The sequence below is a fragment of the Mesorhizobium sophorae genome, assembly GCF_002270415.1.
Taxonomy (GTDB): Bacteria; Pseudomonadota; Alphaproteobacteria; order Rhizobiales; family Rhizobiaceae; genus Mesorhizobium; species Mesorhizobium sophorae.
This window is the reverse complement of the sequence record NZ_NNRI01000008.1, coordinates 156,933-181,365: the sequence shown is the minus strand read 5'-3', so window position 1 is coordinate 181,365 and position 24,433 is coordinate 156,933. Positions and strand designations below refer to the sequence as shown.

The 24,433-nt window shown below is 64.2% G+C and carries 23 protein-coding genes; 12 read left to right on the top strand and 11 right to left on the bottom strand.

Annotated features, from left to right (window positions below; all coding sequences use genetic code 11):
• Window position 1 precedes the first annotated feature (1 nt).
• The 4 genes from CGZ66_RS13050 to CGZ66_RS13035 all read right to left on the bottom strand — a co-directional run bounded on the left by CGZ66_RS13050 (window position 2) and on the right by CGZ66_RS13035 (window position 4,926).
• Window positions 2–664 (bottom strand): aminotransferase class IV family protein, encoded by a 663-nt coding sequence (locus CGZ66_RS13050; protein WP_095084981.1) that lies wholly within the window; start codon window positions 662–664, stop codon window positions 2–4.
• Window positions 613–1,758, bottom strand: a complete 1,146-nt coding sequence (locus CGZ66_RS13045) for an aminodeoxychorismate synthase component I (protein WP_095084560.1) — start codon at window positions 1,756–1,758, stop codon at window positions 613–615. Before CGZ66_RS13045 ends, CGZ66_RS13050 begins: the two co-directional genes overlap by 52 nt.
• Before the next feature lie 203 nt (window positions 1,759–1,961).
• Window positions 1,962–2,720 carry a proton-conducting membrane transporter gene (locus tag CGZ66_RS13040; protein WP_095084559.1) on the bottom strand — a complete coding sequence of 253 codons (759 nt, stop codon included), beginning with the start codon at window positions 2,718–2,720 and terminating at the stop codon, window positions 1,962–1,964.
• A 373-nt stretch (window positions 2,721–3,093) separates the two neighbouring features.
• Window positions 3,094–4,926 carry a M3 family oligoendopeptidase gene (locus CGZ66_RS13035; RefSeq protein ID WP_095084558.1) on the bottom strand — a complete coding sequence of 611 codons (1,833 nt, stop codon included), beginning with the start codon at window positions 4,924–4,926 and terminating at the stop codon, window positions 3,094–3,096.
• A gap of 178 nt (window positions 4,927–5,104) precedes the next feature.
• On the opposite strand from CGZ66_RS13035, the gene CGZ66_RS13030 reads away from it, so the two are divergent.
• From CGZ66_RS13030 to CGZ66_RS13020, 3 genes are all read left to right on the top strand, one after another.
• The gene (locus CGZ66_RS13030) at window positions 5,105–6,646 is read left to right on the top strand and encodes a sigma-54-dependent transcriptional regulator (RefSeq protein ID WP_095084557.1); all 1,542 of its coding nucleotides are present in this window, start codon (window positions 5,105–5,107) and stop codon (window positions 6,644–6,646) included.
• A gap of 492 nt (window positions 6,647–7,138) precedes the next feature.
• The gene (locus tag CGZ66_RS13025) at window positions 7,139–8,998 is read left to right on the top strand and encodes a peptidoglycan L,D-endopeptidase MepK (RefSeq protein WP_095084556.1); all 1,860 of its coding nucleotides are present in this window, start codon (window positions 7,139–7,141) and stop codon (window positions 8,996–8,998) included.
• A gap of 180 nt (window positions 8,999–9,178) precedes the next feature.
• Window positions 9,179–9,373 carry a hypothetical protein gene (locus tag CGZ66_RS13020; protein WP_095084555.1) on the top strand — a complete coding sequence of 65 codons (195 nt, stop codon included), beginning with the start codon at window positions 9,179–9,181 and terminating at the stop codon, window positions 9,371–9,373.
• A 73-nt stretch (window positions 9,374–9,446) separates the two neighbouring features.
• On the opposite strand, the gene CGZ66_RS13015 is transcribed toward CGZ66_RS13020, so the two are convergent.
• The gene (locus tag CGZ66_RS13015; RefSeq protein ID WP_095084554.1) at window positions 9,447–10,085 is read right to left on the bottom strand and encodes a 2-dehydro-3-deoxy-phosphogluconate aldolase; all 639 of its coding nucleotides are present in this window, start codon (window positions 10,083–10,085) and stop codon (window positions 9,447–9,449) included.
• A 189-nt stretch (window positions 10,086–10,274) separates the two neighbouring features.
• Between CGZ66_RS13015 and trhO the strand changes: the two genes are divergently transcribed.
• From trhO to CGZ66_RS13000, 3 genes are all read left to right on the top strand, one after another.
• A complete protein-coding gene (trhO, locus tag CGZ66_RS13010; RefSeq protein WP_095084553.1) occupies window positions 10,275–11,204 on the top strand; it encodes an oxygen-dependent tRNA uridine(34) hydroxylase TrhO in 930 nt (309 codons plus the stop codon).
• A 130-nt stretch (window positions 11,205–11,334) separates the two neighbouring features.
• Entirely contained in the window at window positions 11,335–12,072 is a 738-nt protein-coding gene (locus CGZ66_RS13005) for a tellurite resistance TerB family protein (protein WP_095084552.1), read from the top strand.
• A gap of 315 nt (window positions 12,073–12,387) precedes the next feature.
• Window positions 12,388–13,143 (top strand): SDR family oxidoreductase, encoded by a 756-nt coding sequence (locus tag CGZ66_RS13000; protein ID WP_095084551.1) that lies wholly within the window; start codon window positions 12,388–12,390, stop codon window positions 13,141–13,143.
• 33 nt (window positions 13,144–13,176) lie between these two features.
• On the opposite strand, the gene CGZ66_RS12995 is transcribed toward CGZ66_RS13000, so the two are convergent.
• On the bottom strand, window positions 13,177–13,551 hold the full coding sequence (locus CGZ66_RS12995; protein ID WP_095084550.1) for a YciI family protein: 375 nt from the start codon (window positions 13,549–13,551) through the stop codon (window positions 13,177–13,179).
• 52 nt (window positions 13,552–13,603) lie between these two features.
• Complete coding sequence (locus CGZ66_RS12990) at window positions 13,604–14,788, bottom strand: pyridoxal phosphate-dependent aminotransferase (RefSeq protein ID WP_095084549.1); 1,185 nt, start codon at window positions 14,786–14,788, stop codon at window positions 13,604–13,606.
• 83 nt (window positions 14,789–14,871) lie between these two features.
• Between CGZ66_RS12990 and CGZ66_RS12985 the strand changes: the two genes are divergently transcribed.
• The 4 genes from CGZ66_RS12985 (at window position 14,872) to denD (ending at window position 17,854) form a co-directional block, all read left to right on the top strand.
• Window positions 14,872–15,558 carry a GNAT family N-acetyltransferase gene (locus CGZ66_RS12985; protein ID WP_095084980.1) on the top strand — a complete coding sequence of 229 codons (687 nt, stop codon included), beginning with the start codon at window positions 14,872–14,874 and terminating at the stop codon, window positions 15,556–15,558.
• Between the two features lie 30 nt (window positions 15,559–15,588).
• Window positions 15,589–16,569 (top strand): cation diffusion facilitator family transporter, encoded by a 981-nt coding sequence (locus tag CGZ66_RS12980; protein ID WP_095084548.1) that lies wholly within the window; start codon window positions 15,589–15,591, stop codon window positions 16,567–16,569.
• Between the two features lie 83 nt (window positions 16,570–16,652).
• A complete protein-coding gene (locus tag CGZ66_RS12975) occupies window positions 16,653–16,865 on the top strand; it encodes a hypothetical protein (protein ID WP_095084547.1) in 213 nt (70 codons plus the stop codon).
• A gap of 11 nt (window positions 16,866–16,876) precedes the next feature.
• Window positions 16,877–17,854 (top strand): D-erythronate dehydrogenase, encoded by a 978-nt coding sequence (gene denD / locus CGZ66_RS12970; RefSeq protein ID WP_095084546.1) that lies wholly within the window; start codon window positions 16,877–16,879, stop codon window positions 17,852–17,854.
• Window positions 17,855–17,879: 25 nt separating this feature from the next.
• Here denD and CGZ66_RS12965 read toward each other — a convergent pair whose 3' ends face one another.
• From CGZ66_RS12965 to CGZ66_RS12950, 4 genes are all read right to left on the bottom strand, one after another.
• Window positions 17,880–19,106 carry a nickel/cobalt transporter gene (locus tag CGZ66_RS12965; protein WP_095084545.1) on the bottom strand — a complete coding sequence of 409 codons (1,227 nt, stop codon included), beginning with the start codon at window positions 19,104–19,106 and terminating at the stop codon, window positions 17,880–17,882.
• A complete protein-coding gene (locus CGZ66_RS12960) occupies window positions 19,103–19,771 on the bottom strand; it encodes a DUF1007 family protein (RefSeq protein WP_095084544.1) in 669 nt (222 codons plus the stop codon). The genes CGZ66_RS12965 and CGZ66_RS12960 overlap by 4 nt, the downstream gene beginning before the upstream one ends.
• A gap of 111 nt (window positions 19,772–19,882) precedes the next feature.
• Window positions 19,883–20,782, bottom strand: coding sequence for a LysR family transcriptional regulator (locus tag CGZ66_RS12955; RefSeq protein WP_095084543.1), 900 nt, complete (start codon window positions 20,780–20,782; stop codon window positions 19,883–19,885).
• Window positions 20,783–20,784: 2 nt separating this feature from the next.
• Window positions 20,785–21,981, bottom strand: coding sequence for an amidase (locus CGZ66_RS12950; protein WP_095084542.1), 1,197 nt, complete (start codon window positions 21,979–21,981; stop codon window positions 20,785–20,787).
• Between the two features lie 540 nt (window positions 21,982–22,521).
• Here CGZ66_RS12950 and odc2 point away from each other — a divergent pair.
• Together odc2 and CGZ66_RS12940 are read left to right on the top strand one after the other, a co-directional pair.
• A complete protein-coding gene (odc2, locus tag CGZ66_RS12945; RefSeq protein WP_095084541.1) occupies window positions 22,522–23,655 on the top strand; it encodes an ornithine/lysine decarboxylase in 1,134 nt (377 codons plus the stop codon).
• A gap of 97 nt (window positions 23,656–23,752) precedes the next feature.
• Complete coding sequence (locus CGZ66_RS12940; RefSeq protein ID WP_245331089.1) at window positions 23,753–24,355, top strand: GNAT family N-acetyltransferase; 603 nt, start codon at window positions 23,753–23,755, stop codon at window positions 24,353–24,355.
• Window positions 24,356–24,433 lie beyond the last annotated feature (78 nt).

Here is a 24,433-nt window from a genome sequence, read left to right as displayed (position 1 = left end):
GTCATGCGAGCTTTGCGGGAATCAACCCGCGTAGCGAATTGCCGACAAAGATCGCCTTGGCCGACTGCAGATCGCCGTAGCTGTAGATCGCTTCGCGGGCGCGGCCTTCATCCAGAAGCTCGGCGCGCAGTACGCCAGGCAGCAAGCCGCAGTCGAGCCGCGGCGTCGCCAGCATGCCATCGCCTAGATCGGCGAATAGGTTGGTGATGGTTCCTTCGCAGATCTCGCCGCGCTCATTGGCCAGCAGCACCTCGTCGGCCTGGGTGATGAGATATTCGGAGCGGGCGTGGCTGTAGAGCTGGCGCCGGCTGGTCTTGTGGCGCAGCAGCGTGTCGTGCGAATCAAGCCTTGTGCGCGCCAGCCGCAGTGTCCAGACCTTGTCGGCGGCGAGCGGTTCATAGGGCTGTGCCGAGGCGGTCGCTTCGCCGTCGCGCGACAAAGCCAAGCGGGTGCGCAGCGCGATGCCGGATCCGCTAACCGCATTGCCCAGCACCTCGTCGATCCTCTGCGGGTCGCAGGCAAAGCCGAGCTCCGCTGCCGAGCCGTAGAGGCGGGCAAGGTGGCGATCGAAGCGCAGGAAGCCCGAGCCGGGTTCCCAGCGCATGGTCTCGATCAGCTGGAAGTCGGCAGTGTTCCCGTCGCGAATCGCGCTTTCAGCAGACACTCCTGATACTCCTCCTCTGCCGTCGAATCGAAAACGACGCCGCCGCCGACACTGTAGACGGCCTCGCCGCCGGAAAAGAGCGAGATGGTGCGGATCGCCACGGAAAAGCGCATCGTGCCACCCGGCGCGATCCAGCCGATGGCGCCGCAATAGGCGTCGCGCGGCGTGCCTTCCAGATCGTGCAGGATTTCCATGGCACGGATTTTTGGCGCGCCGGTGATCGAGCCGCACGGAAACAGCGCCGCGAACACCTGGCGGATGCTGAGACCCGGCAGCAGTTTTGCCCTGACGTCGCTCACCATCTGGTGGACTGTCGGATAGGTCTCGATGCGGAACAATGCCGGCACGTCCAGCGTGCCGACCTCGCTGATCAGCGAGATATCGTTGCGCAGGAGATCGACGATCATCCGGTTTTCGGCCTGGTTCTTCTCGTCGTTGCGCAGGAAAATCTTCTGCCGCTCGTCCTCGGCCTTGGTGGCGCCGCGCGGTGCGGTGCCCTTCATGGGATGCGTCTCGATCGTGCCTGCGGCGTCGATCTCGAAGAACAGTTCGGGCGAACGCGACAGCACGATGGGATCACCGAGCGAGACCAGCGCGCCATATTTCACCGGCTGGCGTTCGGTCAGCGCATCGAAGGCGGCGAGCGGGTCGCCCGACCATTGGGCATGAATGGGAAAGGTCAGGTTGCCCTGGTAGCAGTCGCCTTGCCTGATGTGCTGGTGCAGCCGCGAGAACCGCTTCTCGTAATCATCGAGCGACCATGTCGCCCGCGCGTCGAAGATCGGGCCATTGGTCGCGGCTGCGTTGCGGGGCGGCACCGCCTCTTCGACCGGCGCATCGAAAACCCCAAGGCACACGAGTGGAGCGCGGCGCCCTTTCGGCAGCAAGGGAACCAGCTTCGGTTCGAGCAGATAACCCGCTTCATAGGAAAAATAGCCGGCCAACCATTTGCCGGCGTCGTGCGCGGCCTGCGCCGCCGCCAGGGCCGGCAGGAAATCCTTTGCCTCATGCGCCACGATGATGTCGGCCGGCCGGTCGAAGACGAGCTGGCGCGCGCTTTCGTCGTTGCGGAAAATTGCGGCGGGCAGGGACATGGGACTCGGATGCTGCGCTCAATGAAGCCGTCGACCGCTCTATAACGGGGGCCGCTCGCGCGCAATCGAGGGAACGGCACTCTGGCACTCAAAGCCGACCTTCTGGGCCGACCTCCGGGGTCAACCTCTGGGTCGATATTGCGGCCAAAAACAAACGGCGGCGCCTTGGGCACCGCCGTTTGTCATAATCCTGCTCTCGCCGATCAGGTGTTGCTTGCGGTTCCCGCTGTTGGAAACTGCTTGGCGAATTCCGTCTCGTCGCCGGCGGCAAGCAGCTTGGCCTGTTCGATCCAGCGTTCGCGCGCGATGCGGCCGTCGAAGTTCATGACATCCTCGATCCGCTTGATATCGGCGGCTGTCCAGGCGGCGATCTGGGCGAAGCTGGTGACACCTTGTGCCTTGAGCAGCTTCTCGTTGACCGGGCCGATGCCGATCAGCCGGCGCAGATTGTCGGGCTTGCCCGCTGCCGGCTTGGCTGCTGCTGGCTGGGCCGCCGTGGCTTTTGCCGGCGCTGCCGCTTTTGGCGCGGCACTTGGCTTTGGGGCGCTGGCTTTGGATGCGCTGGACTTCGGCGCGCTGGACTTGGTGGCGCCGAGCGCTGCCTTGGCCGCCGCGGGCTTCTTTGGCGCCGGTTTGGCCGCTGCCGGCACCGATTTGGCCGCGGCTGGCGTCGACATCAGGGCAGCCGGCGCCGGGCTCGCGGCCTTTGCGGCGCCAGTTCCTGCAGCTGGCGTTGCCTGCGCTTCGCGCAGCCGGCGCTCAAGGTCGGTGCGGGTCTTGCCGCATGCATCGAGCTCACCGGTCAAGCGGTCGTTGTCGGCGCGCAGCCTGTCGCGCTCGCTGCGCGTGCGGTCGAGGTCGCCGCGCAAGCTGTCGAGTTCACCGCGCAGGCGTCCCCAGAGGAACCAGCCCACCAACACGCCTACCAGGAACGCCAGGAGCATGTAGAAAAAAGTGCCCATTGTCTCTCTCCAATCAGGTCCGTCTGCCGTGGCATGGGTTCATGACCTTCGGCGAAAGGACTAGTCGATGGTGGTTCCGCGGTTCGCAGAACAGCCGGCTTCGGTTGGAGCTGTCGGCGATCGGCTTTGCCTGCCATGGCCAACGGCCGTTGTCGCGTTCGCCAAGGCGCCGCGGCCGGCTGAGACTTTCCCTCGCCGATCCCCATGCGCTCCGGCTGAGCTTGGAAGGAAGGCTATCATAGGGCTTGTGGAAAGCTATCGGAAAACTTCCATGGAGAGTACTTCAAGAACGGATATTTGGGCCAAGAATAAGCCGTCCCAATATGCATCCCGGCTAGACTGTTTTGCGAGCAGATGAGACCTACGGGCGCGTTCAAGCGTCGAGTGTTTCCAGCTCGTCGATCAGGCCACTGATGACGCCAAGCCCGATCTGCCAGAAGGCGGGATCGGTGGCATCAAGGCCGAAGGGCGCCAGGAGTTCGGAATGATGCTTGGTGCCGCCGGCGCGCAGCATTTCGAAATACTTGTCCTGGAAGCCGCGCTCGGCATTCTGGTAGACCGCGTAGAGCGAGTTCACCAGGCAGTCGCCGAAAGCATAGGCATAGACGTAGAAGGGCGAATGGATGAAGTGCGGAATGTAGGTCCAGAACACCTCGTAGCCTTCGCGCAACTTGATCGCAGGCCCGAGGCTTTCGGCCTGCACTTCGAGCCAGAACTGGCCGAGCCTGTCGGAGGTCAGTTCGCCATTCCTGCGCTCGGCATGCACCTTGCGTTCGAATTCGTAGAAGGCGATCTGGCGCACGACCGTGTTGATCATGTCCTCGACCTTCTGGGCGAGCATGGCCTTGCGCTCGCGCCTGTCGGTGGTCTGGTCGAGCAGCGAGCGGAAGGTCAGCATCTCGCCGAAGACGGATGCCGTCTCGGCCAGCGTCAGCGGCGTCGAGGCCATCAGCGCACCCTGGCCGCTGGCCAGCACCTGATGCACGCCGTGGCCAAGCTCATGCGCAAGCGTCATCACATCGCGCGGCTTGCCCATGTAGTTGAGCAGGACATAGGGATGCGCCGACGGCACGGTCGGATGCGCGAAGGCGCCGGGCGACTTGCCCGGACGCACCGGCGCGTCGATCCAGTTGCGGTCGAAGAAGGTTCGCGCGATTTCCGCCATGTCGGGCGAAAAGCGCTGATAGGCGGAGAGCACGGTGTTCCTGGCCTCGTCCCAGCCGATGATCGCCTGCGGCGTATCCGGCAACGGTGCGTTGCGGTCCCAGTGGTTCATCACCTCCATGCCCAGCCAGCGCGCCTTCATCTGGTAATAACGGTGCGACAGGCGCGGATAGGCGTCGCGAACGGCGGATGCCAGGGCATCGACCACACCGCGCTCGACGCGGTTAGCGAGGTGGCGTGAATCGGCGATGTCCTCGAAGCCGCGCCAGCGGTCGGAAATCTCCTTGTCCTTGGTCAGTGTGTTGGTGATCAGCGTGAAGGTGCGCAAATTCTTGCGGAAGGCCGCTGCCAGCGCCTCGGACGCCTGCCGGCGCACGTCGCCGTCGGCTTCCTGCAAGCGGTTCAGCGCCGGCTCGAGCGTCAATTCCTCGCCGTCTATATCGAAGCGAAGGTCGGTCATCGTCTCGTCGAACAACCGGTTCCAGGCACCGCGTCCGGTGATCGATTTCTCATGGAAAAGCTGCTCGACGCGGTCCTCGAGCTGGTAGGGCTTGTCCTTGCGCAGATCGAGAACCCAGGGCCGGTAGTGGCCGAACGTGGGATCGCCGGCAAGCGCGCCTTCGATCGCGCCGTCATCGATCAGGTTGAGTTCGAGCGCGAAGAACAGAAGGTGCGCGCTGGCGTCGGTCATCTTCTCCTGGATGTCGCCATAGAGCTTGGCGCGCTGCGGGTCGGCGGTGTTTCCGGCATAGACCAGCCCGGCATAGGAGACGATGCGGCCAATCAGTTCCTCCAGGGCCTCGTAGGCGACAAGCGCCTCGCCCAGCCTGCCGGCGCTGCCACGCTCGGCCTCGGCGGCCAGCGTACCCTTCCAGCGGGTCTCGAAGCTGATCGCGTCGGCTGCGGCCTTGGCGATGTCGCGCTTCAGTTCCGGCGCCTCCATGCCGGCATAGAGATCGGCAAGGTTCCATTCCGGCAGGTCGCCAAGCTCGGCCGCGCCCTGACCGGAGGCCGGCGCCGTTAGCCGCCGAGCAGAAACCATGTGCTCAGAAACCATGTGCATCGCCGATACCTTCCGTGGCCGAGGTTCAAAGGGGAAACGAGAAGCCGGTCAAATCCTAAGGAATTCATTCACCGGGTTTTTTGAAACCTTATTTAGAACCCTGTGCCAAGATGGTCCACAGGGCAGAATTCCTCGGGCGGGCATAGTCGTACCAGTCATGACAGGTTCCATACTCATAGTCGATGACGATCCCGTGCAGCGCCGGTTGCTCGAAGCAGCCGTGACGCGGTTCGGCCATGCGGCAACCGTCGTCGACGGCGGCGCGGCCGCACTCGATGTCCTCGACGGGCCCGGCGCCCGCGAAGTTTCGGTGGTCATCCTCGATCTGGTCATGCCCGGTCTCGACGGCATCGGCGTGCTGAAGGCGATGCGCGAGCGCGACATAAATGTCCCGACCATCGTGCAGACCGCCCAGGGCGGCATCGAGACCGTGGTTTCGGCAATGCGTCACGGCGCCTTCGATTTCGTCGTCAAGCCGGCCTCTCCCGACAGGCTGCAGGCGTCGATCGCCAATGCGCTCAAGGTCGAGGCGGTCGAGGGCGAGGTCAAGCGTACGTCGCGCCGGCGTGGCGGGCTTTTGACCTTCAAGGACATGGTCACGCACAGCCCGGCCATGGACAGGGTGATCCGCCTCGGCCAGAAGGCGGCGGCATCCAATATCCCGATCTTGATCGAGGGCGAGTCCGGCGTCGGCAAGGAACTGGTGGCGCGCGCCATCCAGGGCAGCGGCGACCGCCGCTCGAAACCCTTCGTCACCGTCAATTGCGGCGCCATTCCCGACAATCTGGTCGAATCGATCCTGTTCGGCCATGAAAAGGGCTCGTTCACCGGCGCCACCGAGAAACACACCGGCAAGTTCGTCGAGGCGCATTCGGGAACGCTGTTTCTCGACGAGATCGGCGACCTGCCGCTCGACGTGCAGGTCAAGCTGCTGCGCGCCGTGCAGGACGGCGAGGTCGACCCGGTCGGCGGACGCTCGACGGTCAGGGTCGACATCAGGCTGATTTCGGCGACGCACCGCAACCTCCTGCAGCAGGTCAAGGACGGCAAGTTCCGCGAAGATCTGTTCTATCGGCTGAACGTCTACCCGATCTTCGTGCCGCCGCTGCGCGACCGCCGCGACGACATCCCCTATCTGGTCACGCATTTCATGGAGAAGGTGGCGCCAGCCGACCCGCGTCATCGCCTGCAAGGCATTTCGGCCGCGGCCCTTGCCGTGCTGCAGGCCTATGACTGGCCGGGAAACATCCGGCAGCTCGAAAATGCCGTCTTCCGGGCTTCGGTGCTTTGCGAAGGCGATGTGCTGACCACCGAGGACTTCCCGCAGATCCGGGCGCAGGTGGAAGGCACGGTCAATCTCGACGCCGACGGCGTGTCGCCGTCTGCGTCCTTGCCGCTGGACACGGAGCCGGGCGAGGAGGAAGTCTCGTCAGGCGAGGCTGTCTTGGCGATTGAGCCTGATCCGCTGGCCAGGCTGCAGCCTCGCTTCGGCACGTTGCGGGCGCTCGACGAACGCGGCAATGTGCGCGCTCTGGCCGATGTCGAACTCGAGATGATCAAGCTCGCCATCGACCACTATAACGGCCAGATGAGCGAAGTCGCCCGCCGCCTCGGCATCGGCCGGTCGACGCTTTACCGGAAGCTCAAGGAATACGGCATCGACCCGGAGACCGGCCGCGTCGACCGGCTCGCTTCCTAGGTGTGTTGAGAATCAGGTGATGCCAGCCTGACCTCAATCTCGACACACCCTGGAGCGCATAATCTCTCCCGAAAACCAGTTTCCACCATCGCTTTGCCGAGCTTCGGTTCGGGATTCATGCTTCGGACGCAAGGCCGGAGCCAGCTTCCAATGCCAGAATCCGCCCTATATCGGGTTTCGGCGGGAATGTGGCGGCCTATGGACAGACCTGTTCACGCATTAAGGCTGACGGTAACAGATCGTGTTTCGGACAAAGGCGGAAACATGATCTAAACCAGCGGTTTACCAAGAAAACCGGTGAACAATTTTTGACGGGATATCGCCACGGTGTTACCGCATTTTGGCTTCAATAAGCGATGATTAACCATTAGGATCGATATTCGGATGTGATAACGACACATCCGTTTGGACAAATCCGGGGACAAACGGCAGCCTGCAGGGCCTTTTGATTTGAACAGAATCGAACGACACACAAACGGGCGGCACCATCACGTGAGCGTCTGGCCGAAATGGCTGGCGGTGTTGATTGTCGCATTTGGTTTTGTTGCCGCGGCTGCAACTGGCGCCAGCGCCGAAACACGTTCGCTGAAGCTCTATCACCTCCATACGCACGAGAAGGCCGAGATCGTCTACAAGCGCAATGGCCGCTACGTTCCGGAGGGTCTGAGGAAGATCAACATCATCCTGCGCGACTGGCGCCGCAACGAGCCGACCAAGATGGATCCGCGCCTGCTGGATCTGGTCTGGGAAGCCTATCGGGAAAGCGGTGCCACGGACTACATCCAGGTCGTCTGCGGCTATCGCTCGCCGTCGACGAACTCGATGCTGCGCAGCCGCAGCAGGGGCGTCGCAGAGAAAAGCCAGCACATGCTCGGCAAGGCGATGGACTTCTACATTCCTGGCGTGCCGCTGAAGAAGCTGCGCAACATCGGCCTCAAGATGCAGGGTGGCGGCGTCGGCTACTATCCGACATCCGGTTCGCCGTTCGTCCATATGGATGTCGGCAATGTGCGTCACTGGCCCGGTATCAGCCGCCAGGAACTGGTCAGCCTGTTCCCCAATGGCAAGACGCTGCATGTGCCGAGCGACGGCAGGCCGCTGCCAGGCTTTGAGCAGGCGCTCGCCTCCTACAAGGCGCGCAAGGGTGCGGGCGCGCCGGCCATCGAACTGGCCAGCGCCGGCGGCAGCAGCAAGAAATCAGGTGGGTTCCTGTCGGCTTTCTTTGGCGGGGGCGGCGACGACGAGGCCGACGACAGCGCCGATGTCGAGACCGCTTCCGCGGCACCTCCGCCCAAGGCTAGAAATCTGCAGCCGGCCACGACAGCCAAGACCAGCAACCTCCCGGGCATCGCCATCGTGGCGCCGGAGAATGCCAAGCGCGCGGAGATTCCGCAGGTGGCCGAGGAGCAGGCTCCGGAGCCGGAAAAGGATACGCCGGAGACGATCATCGCGGCGCTGCCGGCCCGCAGCATTCCGCTGCCTGATTTTGCACCGCGGCCGAAGGCCGATGTCGGTGCCCAGTCGCCTGAGAACGTTCCTTTTGCCATGGCGGATGCGACAGCGACCTCGGATGCGGCAACCACCACCGAGCAGGCCGTGGCGACAGCACATGCGCCGGCGAACGTGCCTTTCGGCATGGCCGATCCGTCGGCCGCTCCGGCCCCGGCCCCGGCACAGGTCGCCGTCAACAACGTACCGTTGCCGACATGGCGCCCCGACAATTCGCTGCCGGCCGCTCTGGCGCCGCCGCCCAGCAACGACGTGCTGATGGCGCTGGCGGATACGGCTGAGCGCGGCAGCGCCGCGACCGACGCCCTCTCGGCGCTGCCCAGCGCGCGGCCCGACATAGCCAGGCCGGACGAGGTGAAGGCCGTGCTCGACGAGGCCAATGCCCGGGCCGGTGCTGCGGCCGACGCGTACCAGGTCGCTTCCTTGTCCTTGTCCGAGGCGCGTTCGGCCTTCAACGATCCGTCGGGCGCCGATGCCGCATCGCCGCGTGAGGCTGTCGTTGCCCGCCCGGCCGGCACCGATCCGGCCGCCGCGATCGGCGCTGGCGTCAAGACGACCCGCAAGGAATCGAGAGCCACCGCCCGCGACTTGAAGCCTGGTCCCAAGGCCATGGTGGTTGCCGCCGCGCCGCAGGCCGCCCGCTGGGCGCTGACCAGCGGCGAACATGTCGCCACCGTTTCAAGCGCCACGACAGCACCGGGTTACGCCTACAGCATCGTGCATACGCCGCCGAGCGAGGTCTACACGGCTGGCTTCCAGTCGGGCGACCAGATGGCCGATGCCAACCGCTTCACCGGCAACGCAGTCAAGTTCCTGTCGGTCGCCCGCTTCCAGACCAAGTAAGCGCCCAGTCGATCGACAAAGCCGCGTCGGGCAACCCGCGCGGCTTTTTTGTTGCGCGGGCGGGGCCAATGGCGCCGCCGCCATTGGCCGCGATCACGCCGGTCTGACATTGCCGTGAGCTTGGAACTTGCTCAGTCCTTCAAGGGTTTCTCCCGTGTTCGTTCAAACCCGGGGATATCCATGAAGAACATTCTACTGGCATCGGTCATTGCTTTGGCAACTGCTTCAGCGGCCATCGCTCCCGCGCAGGCAGAGACCGTTGTCGTGAAGACCCACGACCATATGCACATGATGAGGAAGCACTGCCGGACCAAGGTGGTCACGCATTGGGCTCACCACCGCAAGGTCGTGGAAAAGATCAGGGTCTGCAACTGATCGGCACGAAACTCAATCGGCAGAACCCGGTCGACGCAAGTCGGCCGGGTTTTTCATGCCGAGACAAAAAGCCCTATTTTGCCAGCTTGCTCGCCGCGCGTGCGAGAGCCTCGATCTCGTCCCACTTACCGGCCTTGACCATGTCGTCAGGCGCCACCCAGGAGCCGCCGACGCAGACGACGTTGGGCAGGCTGAGATACTCGGCCGCGTTTTTGCCGGTGATGCCGCCGGTCGGACAGAATTTCACATCGGCGAGCGGCGAGGCGAAGGCCTTCAGCGATGCGATGCCGCCCGACTGCTCGGCCGGGAAGAATTTGAGGAAACGCAGGCCGGCTTCCCGAGCGGCCATGATCTCGCCAGGCGTGATTGCGCCAGGCAGCAGCGGAACGTCGCTGTCGGCCGCTGCCGCCAGAAGCTCGCGGGTGATGCCGGGGCTGACGATGAAACGCGAGCCCGCTGCCGCCGCCTCTTCGAATTGTCGCGCATCGAGAATGGTGCCGGCGCCGACGATGGCGTCCTCGACCTCAGCCGCCACCCGCCGGATCGCTTCCAGCGCGTCGGCGGTCCTGAGCGTGATCTCGATTGCCGGCAGGCCGCCGCGCGCCAGAGCGCGGGCCAGCGGCACGGCATCATCGACATTGGCAATCTTCAGCACCGGGATAACCGGCTGGCCGTTGAGGAGCGACAGGAGTTTTTCGGTCTTGCTGGGCATCTGTCTCTCCGTATCGTGGGACAATTCAACCGATTAGCAGACGGGTGTTTTTCTGTCCATGAAACGAAGCGTGTCGCGATGTCACGCGCTGTGGGGCGACGATAGCGGCCATTGCCATCAAAACGATGACGGGCTGACGAAGCCGGTGCGCCTTGAATCGGCTGCCATGAGCGTCTAGTTGGCTTGGCAATGACATTGTCCACGCCGACTGGCCCCATCCGTGTCGCCGCGCTCTACCGGTTTGCCCGGCTCGACGCCTTCGACGAATTGCGCGCGCCGCTCGCCGCTTTCTGTTGCGGGCGTGGCATCAAGGGCACCTTGCTTCTTGCGCGCGAGGGCATCAACGGTACCGTCGCCGGCAGCGAGACGGCGATTGCCGAACTCATCGATTATCTCGAAGCCATCGACGGGCTCGCCGGCCTCGAGGTCAAATACAGCAGCGCAGCGGAAACGCCGTTCCACCGCATGAAGGTGCGGCTGAAGCGCGAGATCGTCACCATGGGTGTCGGCGACATCGACCCGGCGACGAGCGCCGGCACCTATGTCGCGCCGGGTGACTGGAATGCGCTGATATCCGAGCCCGATACGATCGTCATCGACACGCGCAACGCCTATGAGGTGTCGATCGGCACCTTCAAGGGCGCGGTCGATCCGGCAACGGCAAGCTTTCGCGAGTTCCCGGCCTGGGTGGAAGCACACAGGGCGGAACTCGAGGGCCGCAAGGTGGCGATGTTCTGCACCGGCGGCATACGCTGCGAAAAGGCGACGGCCTACGTCAAGTCGCTCGGTTTCGAGGATGTCTTCCACCTCAAGGGGGGCATCCTCAAATACCTGGAGGAGGTTCCGGCCGAACAGAGCCTGTGGCAAGGCGAGTGCTTCGTGTTCGACGAACGCGTTTCGGTGTCGCACGGCCTTGCCGAGGGCGACGCCGAACTCTGCCGCGCCTGCCGCCATCCGCTGACGCCGGGCGACCTGACGTCACCGAAGTTCGCCACCGGCGTATCATGTCCGCATTGTTTCGATGCGCGTTCCGACGAGGACCGCCAGCGCTACGCCGAGCGTCAGCGCCAGGTCGAACTTGCGCAAGTGCGGGGCAGGGGCCGGCATATCGGATCCTGATGCGGGCTTCGGCCACTCGCCGCGAGGGATCTGTCCCGAAGGATCCGTCATTGTAATGTCAAAGTGCGGGGCCTACCTCTTCGGCGTTCGAAACCTGCCCGTTCGGCCGGGCAAATCCTGGAGGCATTGAATGTTCGATCCCAAGAAGCTTCTCGACGATCTGCTCGGCTCGCAAATTCCCGGCACCAGCGGCACCGTCCGCGACAAGGCGGGCCAGGCCGTGCAGATGGCCAAGGACAACCCGCTGGCCGCTGGCGCGCTCGCTGCCGTGCTGCTCGGGACTGGTGCTGGCCGCGAGGTGACAGGCGCCGCCGTGAAGCTTGGCGGACTGGCCGCGATCGGCGGCCTCGCCTACAAGGCCTACCAGAACTACAAGGCCGGCAACGCGCCGGCGGAAGGCCCCGCGACCGGCGAACCGGAATTGCTGCCGCCGCCCAAGGACACCGCCTTCCACCCGTCACAGGCGCCGCAAGGCGAGGACGAATTCACGCTGACCCTGATTCGGGCGATGATCTCGGCCGCCAAGGCCGACGGTCATATCGACGACGACGAACGCCAGAAGATCGCCGGAAAGCTCAGCCTTGCCGGCTTAGACTCCGATGCCGAGAAATTCCTGATGAAGGAGCTGGAGAGCCCGCTCGACCTCGACGCGCTGGTGGCCGGCGCCAAGACCGATGCGCAGAAGCTCGAACTCTACACCGCGTCGCGCCTTACCATCGATCCCGACACCCGCGCCGAGCGCGGTTATCTCGATCTGCTTGCCGGCCGGCTTGGTCTGCCGGATGCGCTGGTCGATCACGTCGAGGCGACGGTTTCGGCAGCCAAGGTGCCGGCCAAGGCAGGGACTTCGCCCAATCCGCGCTGGTAGCCCAAATCGGCACAGATCGCCTTTCCGGGGTTAACCCTCCATTAACTCAGGAAGCGCATGATTCTACACAGTCGGACCGGTTTTTTCCTCCTCCCAAGCCCGGTTCAGATCAGGGCGGTCGCCAATGACCGCCCTTTTTGTCGGGCCCTGTCCGTTCGTTTGAGCAGATCCTCTCCGAAAACCGGATTCTATTTTTCGAGACCGGCCCTGGTGGTTCGGCTTGCCATCGCTGCCGTCATTTGCGATGCCTTCTCTCCTGAGGACAAACCCCGAAAATCAGTCGTGCACACGCAGCGCCGCTTGAGGACAACAGCCATGACCGAGCAAAGAACCGCCATCGTCACCGGTGCCGGCACGGGCATCGGCAAGAGCGTCGCCACGGCGCTTCTCAAGGCCGGCTGGAACACGGTGTTCTGCGGACGCCGCAAATCCGTGCTGGATGCCGCTGTCGCCGAGGCCGGGCCGACCGAGGCCAAGGCACTGGCGGTTGCCTGCGACATCAGCAAGGCCGGCGAGGTCGATGATCTGTTCGAGACGGTTGCGGAGGCCTTCGGCCGCGTCGACCTGCTCTTCAACAATGCCGGTATGGGCTACAAATCGACGCCGATCGACGAGATCCCGGTCGAGGTTTGGAACGATATCGTCGGCGTCAATCTCACCGGTTCGTTCCTGTGCGCCCGCGCCGCCTTCGGCGCCATGCGCAAGCAACGGCCGATGGGTGGCCGCATCATCAACAACGGCTCGGTGTCGGCGTACGCGCCGCGCCCGGGCTCGGTGCCCTACACGGCGACCAAGCATGCCATCACCGGCCTGACCAAGACGCTGGCGCTTGACGGCCGGCCCTATGACATCGCCTGCGGCCAGATCGACATCGGCAACGCGCTGACCGACATGGCGCAGCCGATGACCGTCGGCGTGCCGCAGGCCAACGGCTCGATCGCCGCCGAAGCGGTGATGGACGTGCAGCGCGTCGCCGACGCCGTCGTCCACATGGCCAGCCTGCCGCTCGACGCCAATGTGCTGTTCATGACGGTGATGGCCACCAAGATGCCGTTTGTGGGGCGTGGGTGAGCAGCGGACGCTGGCAGGGCCTCCGCCGCTGGCTCATTTGCCCGCCAACGGCGCGCCGGGCTTGAAAAGCAGAATGGGCCTGATCTCGTAGACGGCGGTCGGATTGACACGGCGAAGGTCGCGGGCGATCGCGATGGCCTCGTCCCGTGTAGCGCAGTCGACGACATACAGCCCGAGCAATTGTTCCTTGGTCTCGGCGAAAGGGCCGTCGATGACCACGCCGTCACCCGGGCCGCGCAGGGTGAAGGCATCCTGCGTCGCTGCCAGACGCGCGGACGGTCCTAGCGTGCCTTCCTCATGAAGCCGGGTGTTGATCTTCAGCAGCTCGGCCATCAGCGCCGCGTCCTCCCGCGGCGTCAACGCCTTGATCGCATCTTCCACGTGATAGGCGAGGATTGCGTAGAACATCCGATGTCACTTTCTCCGGTCGGGGATATCGATGGACAGCGCGGGCCGAACCTCACTTCGCCAGGAACGTTCCGATCCGCTCCAGCGCCCGCAAGATGTTCTCCTCGGAGTTGGCGTAGGAGAGCCTGATGTAGCCCTCGCCGAGAATGCCGAAATCGGGACCGCCGATCAGCGCCACGCCGGCCTCGTCGAGCAGTGCCGAGGCGAGCTTTTTTGCCTTCCAGCCGGTCTTCGACACGTTGGGGAAGGCATAGAAGGCACCCTTGGGCGTGATGCAGGAGATGTTGGGCAAGCCATTCAGCCCCTCGACCACAATCTTGCGGCGACGGTCGAAGGCGCGCATCATCTTGTCGACATCGTCCTGCGGGCCGTCGATGGCGGCAATGCCGGCGAACTGGCTCGGCGCGTTGACGCAGGACCAGCAATTGACCGCCAGCTTGCGCACCTTGTCGTAGAGATGGGCGCCTTCGTCGCCATTCGGCCAGATCGACCAGCCCATGCGCCAGCCGGTCATCGCCCAGGTCTTCGACCAGCCGTTGAGCACGATCAGCCGGTCGCGAATCTCGGGAAAGCCGAGCAGCGAGCAATGCGTCTCGCCGTCATAGGTCATGACGTCGTAGATCTCGTCGGAGAGGATTGCGACGTCGGGGTGCTTCTCCAGCCCCTTGACCAGTTTCTCGATCTCGACGCGCGGCGTGACACCGCCGGTCGGGTTGGCCGGCGAGTTGAGGATCAAGAGCCTAGTCTTCGAGGTGATCAGCGCCAGCGTCTCGTCGGCGGAGAAGGCAAAGCCGTTCTCCTCGCGCATCGGCACCGGGATCGGTGCCGCGCCGGTGAATTCGATCATCGAGCGGTAGATGGGAAAACCGGGATCGGGATAGAGGATCTCGGCGCCGGGCTCGCCGAACATCAGGATCGCGGCGAACATGGTCGGCTTGCCGCCGGGCAGGATCATCACCGTTTCAGGCGATATCTCGACGCCGGTGGTGGTCAGCGTGCGCCGCACAACCGCCTCGCGCGTCGCCAGCAGGCCATTGGCCGGCGTGTAGCCGTGGTGGCCGTCACGCAGCGCCTTGATCGCCGCCTCGACGATGTGCTGCGGCGTCTTGAAGTCGGGCTGGCCGATGCCGAGGTTGACGATGTCGCGGCCTTGGCTCGCAAGTGCTGTCGCCCGCGCGAGCACGGCGAAGGCGTTTTCCTCGCCCAGACGGTCGAAGGCCGAAATCGTGTGGAGCATTTTTCCCGTCCGTGTGGTTCTTACTGTTGGCGTGCGTTTTTGTGAGCCTTGGCCGGCAAAAGTCAAACGGATTGGAGCATTCGGTGTCGGAAAATCTCAAAGATTGGCAACCGCGTCCGCGGCCCGAGCGCAAGGCCATCGACGGCCGCACCGTCCGGCTCGAACCGCTGAGCGCCGCAAAACATGGCGACGGCCTGTATGAAGCGTCTTCCGTGTCCGACGTCGATGGCCGCTTCGCCTGGCTGCCCGATTATCCGCCGGAGACACGTGCCGCCTTCCAGCCATGGCTGGACAAGGTCGAGGCAAGCGAAGATCCGCTGTTCTTCACCGTCATCGACAAGGCCAGCGGCAAGGTCGCCGGACGCCAGACGCTGATGCGCATCGATCCTGCCTATGGCGTCATCGAGATCGGCAACATCTATTGGGGACCGCTCATCTCGCGCAAACCCGGGGCGACCGAAGCGCAGTTCCTGTTCATGAAATACATCTTCGACGAACTCGGCTATCGTCGTTACGAGTGGAAGTGCAACAACCGCAACGAGCCATCGAAGCGGGCGGCCGAACGGTTCGGCTTCAAGTTCGAGGGCATTTTCCGCCAGCATCTCATCGTCAAGGGTGAAAACCGCGATACGGCATGGTATTCGATCATCGACAAGGAGTGGCCGGCTCTACGCCAAGCCTATGAAGCGTGGCTCGACCCGGCCAATTTCGATGGCGACGGCCAGCAGAAGCGACGGCTTGAGGATTTTCGCGCCGAATTTGGCGCGTGAACTGAATTCGGCGCGCAACGGGAGTTGCCATTGGCACATACCCATTCCGACGATCACAGCGGGCACGATCACGGCGCCGGCCACGTGCATGGCTCGACCGACAAGAAACGGGTCCTGATCGCAGCCTGCCTGACCGGCGGCTTCATGGTCGCCGAGGCGCTCGGCGGCCTTCTTACCGGGTCGCTGGCACTGCTGGCGGACGCCGGCCACATGCTCGCCGATGCGATCGCGCTCGGCCTTGCCTGGTATGCATTTCATCTTGCCGGCCGGCCGGCGACCGGCCGTCTCACCTATGGCTTCGGCCGGGTCAAGACTCTGGTCGCCTACACCAACGGCATCGCCATCTTCGTCATTGCGCTGTGGATCGTCTACGAGGCGTGGGGCCGCCTGCTGGCGCCGTCCCCGGTGCTCGGCGGACCGATGCTGGTGGTGGCGGTGCTCGGCCTGCTGGTCAATATCGGTTCCTTCCTCGTGCTGCATGGCGGCGACCGCGAAAGCCTGAACATGCGGGGCGCCATCCTGCATGTGCTCGGCGACCTGCTCGGCTCGGCAGCGGCGATCGTTGCCGCGCTGGTGATCCTGGCGACCGGCTGGACGCCGATCGACCCGATCCTGTCGGTCCTGGTCTCGCTGCTGATCCTGTCAACAGCATGGTCGCTGATGCGCGCCGCCGCCCATGTCCTGCTCGAGGGCGTGCCGCCGAGCCTCGACCGCGATCTGATCGCCAGGGATATCGAGGCGACGGTCCAGGGAGTGCGTGAAGTGCACCACATGCATGTCTGGTCGCTCGACGGAACGAGCAACATGGCGACGCTGCATGCCTGCCTTACTGAAGGCGTCGATGCCTATCAGGCGGTGAGCACCATCAAGAAGCGGCTTGCCAGCAAGCACGGCATCAGCCATGCCACCGTGGAACCGGAATTCGGACAGTGCGCCGACGATGGCGACGACCACGATCATGATCACGAGCATGATGCGGCCGCGCATCACGACCATCATCACCAGGCCTGATCGATTGATATCGATTGGTCCTGCCCCAGGAGTCCCTAAGCCTTGAAAACCAGCCTGATGAAGACCCGCTGCCCGGGTGCAGCATGATGGACCGCGACACCAGGAATGCTGCCATCGCGGCAGCGTGGATCATGCTTCTGTTCGGTATCACCGCCTTCTATCTGCCGACCGTGATGCTGGCACTTGGCAGTTACTCGACCGTGCTGGCCGGTGCCTTTGGCATCATCTTCGTGCTGGCGTTTTTCTCGGTGTTCTGGCTGCGGGCCCGCAACCAGCGCAAGAACCAGGGCAAGTAAGGGATTTCGACATGCGTATTCTGATCACTGGCGCCGCGGGCATGGTCGGCCGCAAGCTCATTGCCCGGCTGGCCAAGGACGGCACGCTGCGCGGCCGCAAGATCGCAGCACTCGACCTGCACGACATCGTGCCGCCGCAGTCGCCGGCCATGGACGGCGTCAGCGTCACCATCCACACCGGCGATCTCGCCGAGACGGGCGCCACTGAGCGCCTGGTCGCGTCGCGCCCCGATGTCGTCTTTCATCTCGCCGGCATCGTGTCCGGCGAGGCGGAGGCGAATTTCGATCTCGGCTACCGCGTCAATCTCGACGGCACGCGGGCGCTGTTCGATGCCATCCGCCTGGCGGGCTTTGCACCGCGCGTCGTCTTCACCTCGTCGATCGCGGTGTTCGGCGCGCCGTTTCCGGATGTCATCCCGGATGAATTCCATCCGACGCCGCTGACCTCCTACGGGACCCAGAAGCAGATGAGCGAAGCACTGCTCGCCGATTATTCCAGGCGTGGCTTCTTCGACGGCATCGGCATCCGGCTGCCAACCATCTGCGTGCGGCCAGGCAAGCCGAACAAGGCAGCCTCCAGCTTCTTCTCCGGCATCATCCGCGAACCGTTGAGCGGCCATGAGGCAATCCTGCCGGTGCCGCGCTCGGTCGTGCACACCCATGCCAGCCCGCGCTCGGCGGTCAATTTCCTGATCCATGCGGCAGAGATCGACGGCAACGCTGTCGGGCCGCGCCGCAATTTGACCATGCCCGGCGTCGCGGTCACAGTCGGCGAGCAGATCGAGGCACTGGACCGCATCGCCGGATCGAAGGTGGTGAAGCTGATCCGCGAGGAGCCGGACGAGACGATCTGGGCGATCGTCAAGGGCTGGCCGACGCGGTTCGAGGCGCGGCGGTCAAGGGAGCTCGGCTTCAGCGCCGAGAAGAGCTTTGACGAGATTGTCCGCGCGCATATCGAGGATGAGCTGGGCGGCAAGATCGCGGGTTAAACCCGGAGCGTCGCCAACCGCAACATCATCCACCCGTCGCCAGGCTCGCCGACAGCAGCAACAGCCCAAACAGGAAGACGAACGCCGCGCCACCGATCTCGACGATCGAGTGGATGCGGTTGCCCATACGGCCGTCACCGGCGAAATACACCGCCCAGTTCTTGGCGGTCACCGCAAGGGTGGCCAGCGCCGAGACGGTGATGGCGGTACCCAGCGACATGGCCAGCACTGACAGCAGGCCACCGAGCCAGAGCCCGTTGAGAAGTGCAAAGCTCAGGACGATCAGCGCGCCGGAACAGGGGCGGATGCCGACAGCCGCCACTGCCGACCAGGCCGTGCGCCAGTCGAAGCGGTCGCCAGACAGCAGCGCCGGATCAGGCGCATGCGAATGGCCGCAGGTGTCGCAGACCTCGCCGGCCGCATGATCGTGATGAGCATGGTCGTGTGCGCCATGATCATGCGCACCGTGCTCGTGATGATCGTGCGAATGCGCATGGTCGTGATCGTCATGCACGTGCAGGGCGTGCGAATGGGCATGCGCCGAATGGTCATGGTCAGCATGCGAATGCACTGCATGCGAATGACCACCATGCGAGTGGCCGGCATGCGAATGGCCGGCGTGCGAATGACCCGCATGGGAATGACCGGCGTGAGCCGCCGACAGGCTGTAGGCGGGGCCTCTGCCAAACAGGCGCAGGACGGAGGGGCCGAGCTTGCGCCAAAGCAGCCAGGCACCGAACAGGGTGACGAAAACAAAGCTCATGATTTCCATGAACCAGGCAGCATCGGTCATCGAGACGGCGGTGCCGCGCAGGACGAAATAGGCGACCGCCATCACTGCGACCGCGGTCAGGCCCTGCAGCAGTGCCGAGACGAAGGACAACAGGATGCCGCGCCGCAGCGCCACTTCATTGGCCACCATGTAGGACGAGATCACCGCCTTGCCGTGACCGGGGCCGGCGGCGTGGAAAATGCCGTAGGCGAAGGACAGGCCGATGAGCACCCACAGCTTGCTGCCGTCCTGACGCATCGCCTTCATCGCCGTCGCCAGTGCGCGGTAAAATTCCTGCTGCCTCAGATTGATCCACATCAGGATGTGGGCGAATGGGCCGGTGGTGGGCGCCATGCCGTCATTGACGCCGATGCCGAGCGAACTCTGGGCATGGGCGGAACTGGCGAGATGCATCATGACAAAGGTGATGGCCAACAGGCCGAATGCCAAACGCAGGGACGGTTTCGTCACCGGCTTCATCCTTCTGGCTGACAGTTCAGTTCGAGCTTGGTGGCGAAGATCTTGCTCATGTCGGTGCCTGTCGGATCGTTGAAGAAGGCATCGGTCAGGGTTTTCTGGTTTTCGGCGATCGCCTCGTCCGGATCGGGACGGATAACCTTGCTGGTGCAATTCGACGGCAGGCCTTCAACCGTGATGTTGCGGTCCTCGGTGAAATCGATCGCTGTGTAGAAAGTCGGATCGTAGACGCCGATGTCGATCTTGCCGTTGAGCTTGATTGGCTCCTTCGGCTCGGACTCGAACAGGATGATCAGTTGGTCATTGTCGAAGTTGGCCATCAGATGCGGTGGCGGCGTCATCGCCACGTCCTTGCCGTCGACAGTGACGAGCTGGAAGTAGTTGAACTCGGCCAGCGAGGCGTGGACGGTGTCGGCAACCTCCTTCAGCTCCTTGTCGTCGAGCTTCAGGTCGGAGTTCTTGTCGAACTCCATCATCACCGTCGAGGAAAACAGATCGTCGAAGCGCCAGAGATGACGCAGCGCCTTCACACTTTGGTGATCCGGGGAGAGGATCACGTCAAGGCGAGCCTCGGCGAAGACATGGGGATGCACATAAGCCGGTTCGGTGGCGGCAAAGATCGCCGTCAAGGCCGAAGCCAGCATGATTGCGTGCCGTTTCAGGTCCATTCTCGGTCGCGATTCCATCGGCCTCGGAGAGATGTCGAGAGTTATCAGAAAGGGGGCGAAATTGGGACCGCTGGTGCGCGTCGCCCAAAAGCGGGCAGCGGCTTGGAACGGTCAGGCAGCCTCACGCGTCCTGAACCACTGCACCAAAAAGTCGACGAAAACGCGGACCTTGGCCGGCAGGTAGCGCCGGTGCGGGTAGACGGCAAAAATGCCGCCGCCCGACAGGATGCGGTCATCGAGCACCGTTACCAGCCGCCCGCTTTCGAGATCGGGCGCGGCGATGAAATCCGGCAGGACGGAAAATCCGAGCCCCGCCAGGGCCGCGGCCCGCGCCGTCATCGGGCTGTTGACCTCGATCGGACCCGACACCGCGACGCTCACCGGATCGCCATTCTCGCCCTTGAACGGCCAGTTGTTCAGTCCACGGCCATTGGTGTCGACGATGCAGGGCATGCGGCCGAGATCCTGCGGTCGCATCGGCATGCCGTGCTTGGCGATCAGTTCGGGAGAGGCGCATAGCCTTATCGAAAACGGCGCCAGCCGCCTGGCGATCAGCGACGAGTTCTCCAGCCGCGAGATGCGCACCGCGAGATCGAAGCCTTCCTCGACAAGGTCGACGAAACGGTCGTCGAGCTGGATGTCGAGCACGATGTCGGGATATTGCTTGGCGAAGTCGATCAGCGACTGGCCGATCGGCGCATCGGCGAAGGTGCGCGGCGCCGAAAGTTTGATTCGGCCGCGCACGTCGCCTGAGGATTCGCGCACTGCATCGGCCAGGCTGTCGACCTCGCGGACGATCTCGGAGGCGCGCCGGTAATAGGTGTGGCCGGCCTCGGTCATCGAGAACTGCCTTGTGGTGCGGTTGAGCAGCAGCGCGCCGAGCTCGTCCTCCAGTTCGCGCACATATTTCGACAGCAATGCCTTGGAGCGGCCGATCTTGCGCGCCGCCGCCGAAAAGCCCTCGGCCTCGACCACATCGATGAAGGCACGCATGCGGGTCAGTGTGTCCATGGTCAGGCCTTTCGTGCGGCGTCGAGAAGTTTCCGGCCGAGCCGTATCAGGGCAATGTCGCTGCCGGAAGGGCCAAGCAGCGACAGGCCGAACGGCGCGCCGGCGACCGAGCCGATGGGCAAGGTGATTTGCGGAAAACCCGATAGGCCGGCCAGGCACAGAAGCCGCAGCGCCTGCTCGCGATAGGCCTGGAACTGCTCTGGCGTGCTGTCCACGTAGGGCGCCGGGCCAGGCACCGTCGGCAGGACAAGGAAGCCGTCCTTGCCGAGCAGGGCACTCAGTTCGGCGCTGAAGGTCAGCCGGCGCACCGTCTCGGCCTGCGCCATGCGGTCGTCGACGGCGCGACCAAAGCCGAAACGTTCATCGACGCCGGGGCCGAGGTCGCGCTCGCCACTGGTGATCCATGCGCCATGCACCGCCCAGGCTTCCCTGGCTTGGAGCCGGCGAAAGCACCAGTAGAGTTCATCCGGAGACGAGGCGAAGGGCGCCGCCGGGGTCGCAGGCGTGCCGAAAACCTTGCTCGCCAGCGCCTTCATCCCAGCATATTCGGCAAGTGCCGGGCGGGCGACCAGTCCATCCAGCCAGTCCAGCGCCAGCGGGCGCTCCAACGCTTGCTGGTGCGGGTCGCGGCCCAGCAGCAGCTTGCCCACTGTCTCGTAGGTCTCGATATCGTCGGCGAACCAGCCGAACGTGTCGAAGCTCGGCGCCAGATTCATCGCGCCGTCGAGCGAAATGCGGCCATGCGTGGTGCGTAGACCAATCAACCCGCAAAAGCTCGCCGGTGCGCGGATCGAGCCGCCGGTGTCGGAGCCGGTGGCGATATCGGCCAGCCTGCCTGCCACAGCCGCAGCCGACCCCGACGACGAGCCGCCGGTGACGCGGTCGGGAGCTGCCGGGTTCACCGGAAACGAAAAATGCGCATTCTGACCGAACAGCGCGAAGGCAAGTTCGTCGGTCTGGGTCTTGCCCACGAAACGCGCGCCGGCATCGAGAATCATCTGCACGGCCGGCGCGGTGCGCGAGGCGGCGTCGCTTTCGGAGAATTTCTGCAAATTGCCGCAACCTGTGCGGTAGCCGGCGACGTCGTAGATGTCCTTGACGGCCAGCCGCAAGCCAGCCAGCGGTCCGAGTTCGGCATGTGCCACCGGCATCTGGCGAACGTCGAGAAAGGCGTTGAGGGGGCCGTGCGTGCCTGGCATCGTTCGATATCCGGATACGATTGCACCAACATTGTTCGATGCCAGAAATTTTACAACCTTGGATGCGATTTTTATTGATTGTGAAAGCCGACGCTCTTATATCGCGCTTGCCCAAAGTCGCACGTGCCTGTGGGTGTCCGCCGATCCTCGAATGGTGAGGGAAATCGGTAAGGTAACTGGAGCCAACCCCTCCAGTCGGTTTAGCGGCCAACCGCCAGACCGAGGACACCTTGAAGCAACGACGGTGCGGGCCTTTCTGGTGTTCTGCCGGTTGTCCAAAGACCGGGGTTACTGAAGAGGCACACCTTCATTGCCGGCAGTGCGGACGGGTCTCCCATCCAAGCCAAGGCAGACAAAGCGAACCGAGGCCGGGCAAGGCCAAGGTTCACCGCCGCGAGACGGCGTTTCATGGTTCCGGGGTCTCCACCGGCTGGTTCCATGGATTTCCGTCCCGCCTTTGTCCACCGCGTGTTCGCGAGGCCGGCAGCCCGCGTCCCGCAGCCTTATTGCGCGCCGAAAGGCGCTGATGGAGAGACCCCGATGGCTACCCAGCGTATCCTTGACTTCCTCGCCACCCGACGTCCAACCGGCCCCTGCCTCGTCGTCGACCTCGATGTCGTGCGCGACAATTTCCGCGCGTTCGAGAAGGCGCTGCCCGATTCCAAGATCTACTATGCGGTGAAAGCAAATCCGGCGCCGGAAATCCTGCGCCTCCTTGCTGCGATGGGCTCGTCCTTCGACACCGCTTCCGTTGCCGAAGTCGAGATGGCGATGGACGCCGGTGCGCCGGCGGACCGCATCTCCTTCGGCAACACCATCAAGAAGGAGCGTGACATCGCACGCGCCTACCAGCTCGGCATCCGCCTGTTCGCGGTCGACTGCGTCGAAGAGGTCGAGAAGATCGCCCGCGTCGCTCCTGGCGCGCGCGTGTTCTGCCGCGTGCTGACCGATGGCGAGGGCGCCGAGTGGCCGCTGTCGCGCAAGTTCGGATGCGTGCCGGCGATGGCCGTCGACGTGCTGCGCCATGCCAAGGGGCTCGGCCTCGACGCCTATGGCGTGTCGTTCCATGTCGGCTCGCAGCAGACCGATCTGACCGCCTGGGATCGTGCGCTGGCCGACGCCAAGACGGTGTTCGCGACGCTGGCCGAGGAAGGCATCGTGCTCAAGATGGTCAATATGGGCGGCGGCTTCCCGACGCGCTACCTGCGTGACGTGCCGGCGGCCAAGGCCTATGGCCAGGCGATCTTCTCGGCGCTGCGCAAGCATTTCGGCAATGCCATTCCGGAAACCATCATCGAGCCGGGCCGCGGCATGGTTGGCAATGCCGGCGTCATCAAGTCGGAAGTCGTGCTGATCTCGAAGAAGGCCGCCAACGACAATGTGCGCTGGGTGTTCCTCGACATCGGCAAGTTCGGCGGCCTGGCCGAAACGATGGACGAGGCGATCCGCTACCCGATCGTCACCGCGCATGACGGCACGGAGACCGCGCCTTGCGTGCTCGCCGGACCGACCTGCGATTCGGCCGATGTGATGTACGAGAAGACGCCTTATCCGCTGCCCCTGTCGCTGACCATCGGCGACGAGGTGCTGATCGAAGGCACCGGTGCCTACACGACCACCTACTCGGCGGTCGCCTTCAACGGCTTCGAGCCTCTCCGATCCTACGTGATCTGACGGTTCGCAAGAGCCGCTCAGATCATCCCAGGTGGGCGTCTGGCGTCCACCCGGGCTCGCCTGTGGAACAGATCTCCGCTCGCTAGGGATTGCGGAAATGGATATTGCAAATTTCATCGATGAGGGCGCCTGGCCGATCTCCCCCCTTGTGGGGGAGAGTGCCCGCGCCATTGCCATCGTCGCCGAAACCTCAGCCGACGTTGTAGCCCGCGAAGCGCTGCTCGACGACGCCATGGGTCCGATGCGCAGGAAGAAGTCTTCGGAGAAGCTGCGGCGCGGCCGCCGGCCCTCGGAAGGCCTGGCCTTCGTCGCCCACGATGCATCGGGCGCCTTCGCCGGCACCGTGCGGCTGTGGGATGTCAGGCTGGGCGAGGGCGGTCCGGCAGCGCTGTTGCTTGGTCCGCTCGCCGTCGAACCGTCGCTCAAGAGTGCCGGCATCGGCTCGGCGCTGATGCGTCATGCCATCGCCGAGGCGGCGCGGCTTGGCCATGCGGCGATCCTGCTGGTCGGCGACGCGCCCTATTACGGACGCTTCGGGTTTTCGGCCGCCAGGACCGGTTCGCTCGCCATGCCCGGCCCTTATGAGCGGCATCGCCTTTTGGCGCTGGAACTGGTCGACGGCGCGCTTGACGGCGTACACGGCACGCTGAAGGCGGCGGGACGTACGCTGAAGGCGCAGCAGCTGACGTCGGCGGCCTAAGCTGCAAGGGCTGCCCGAAGCGGCCACCCGGCTTCGGCTCAAAACAAAAACGCCGCCCATCGGGCGGCGTTTTGTGCG

Excerpts from the sequence above, each read along its gene's own strand:
- CGZ66_RS13045 (WP_095084560.1), bottom strand. The coding sequence starts at position 1,758 with ATGTCCCTGCCCGCCGCAATTTTCCGCAACGACGAAAGCGCGCGCCAG.
- CGZ66_RS13040 (WP_095084559.1), bottom strand. The coding sequence starts at position 2,720 with ATGGGCACTTTTTTCTACATGCTCCTGGCGTTCCTGGTAGGCGTGTTG.
- CGZ66_RS13035 (WP_095084558.1), bottom strand. The coding sequence starts at position 4,926 with ATGGTTTCTGCTCGGCGGCTAACGGCGCCGGCCTCCGGTCAGGGCGCG.
- CGZ66_RS13030 (WP_095084557.1), top strand. The coding sequence starts at position 5,105 with ATGACAGGTTCCATACTCATAGTCGATGACGATCCCGTGCAGCGCCGG.
- CGZ66_RS13020 (WP_095084555.1), top strand. The coding sequence starts at position 9,179 with ATGAAGAACATTCTACTGGCATCGGTCATTGCTTTGGCAACTGCTTCA.
- CGZ66_RS13015 (WP_095084554.1), bottom strand. The coding sequence starts at position 10,085 with ATGCCCAGCAAGACCGAAAAACTCCTGTCGCTCCTCAACGGCCAGCCG.
- trhO (WP_095084553.1), top strand. The coding sequence starts at position 10,275 with ATGACATTGTCCACGCCGACTGGCCCCATCCGTGTCGCCGCGCTCTAC.
- CGZ66_RS13005 (WP_095084552.1), top strand. The coding sequence starts at position 11,335 with ATGTTCGATCCCAAGAAGCTTCTCGACGATCTGCTCGGCTCGCAAATT.
- CGZ66_RS13000 (WP_095084551.1), top strand. The coding sequence starts at position 12,388 with ATGACCGAGCAAAGAACCGCCATCGTCACCGGTGCCGGCACGGGCATC.
- CGZ66_RS12995 (WP_095084550.1), bottom strand. The coding sequence starts at position 13,551 with ATGTTCTACGCAATCCTCGCCTATCACGTGGAAGATGCGATCAAGGCG.
- CGZ66_RS12990 (WP_095084549.1), bottom strand. The coding sequence starts at position 14,788 with ATGCTCCACACGATTTCGGCCTTCGACCGTCTGGGCGAGGAAAACGCC.
- CGZ66_RS12975 (WP_095084547.1), top strand. The coding sequence starts at position 16,653 with ATGATGGACCGCGACACCAGGAATGCTGCCATCGCGGCAGCGTGGATC.
- denD (WP_095084546.1), top strand. The coding sequence starts at position 16,877 with ATGCGTATTCTGATCACTGGCGCCGCGGGCATGGTCGGCCGCAAGCTC.
- CGZ66_RS12965 (WP_095084545.1), bottom strand. The coding sequence starts at position 19,106 with ATGAAGCCGGTGACGAAACCGTCCCTGCGTTTGGCATTCGGCCTGTTG.
- CGZ66_RS12960 (WP_095084544.1), bottom strand. The coding sequence starts at position 19,771 with ATGGACCTGAAACGGCACGCAATCATGCTGGCTTCGGCCTTGACGGCG.
- CGZ66_RS12955 (WP_095084543.1), bottom strand. The coding sequence starts at position 20,782 with ATGGACACACTGACCCGCATGCGTGCCTTCATCGATGTGGTCGAGGCC.
- CGZ66_RS12950 (WP_095084542.1), bottom strand. The coding sequence starts at position 21,981 with ATGCCAGGCACGCACGGCCCCCTCAACGCCTTTCTCGACGTTCGCCAG.
- odc2 (WP_095084541.1), top strand. The coding sequence starts at position 22,522 with ATGGCTACCCAGCGTATCCTTGACTTCCTCGCCACCCGACGTCCAACC.
- CGZ66_RS12940 (WP_245331089.1), top strand. The coding sequence starts at position 23,753 with ATGGATATTGCAAATTTCATCGATGAGGGCGCCTGGCCGATCTCCCCC.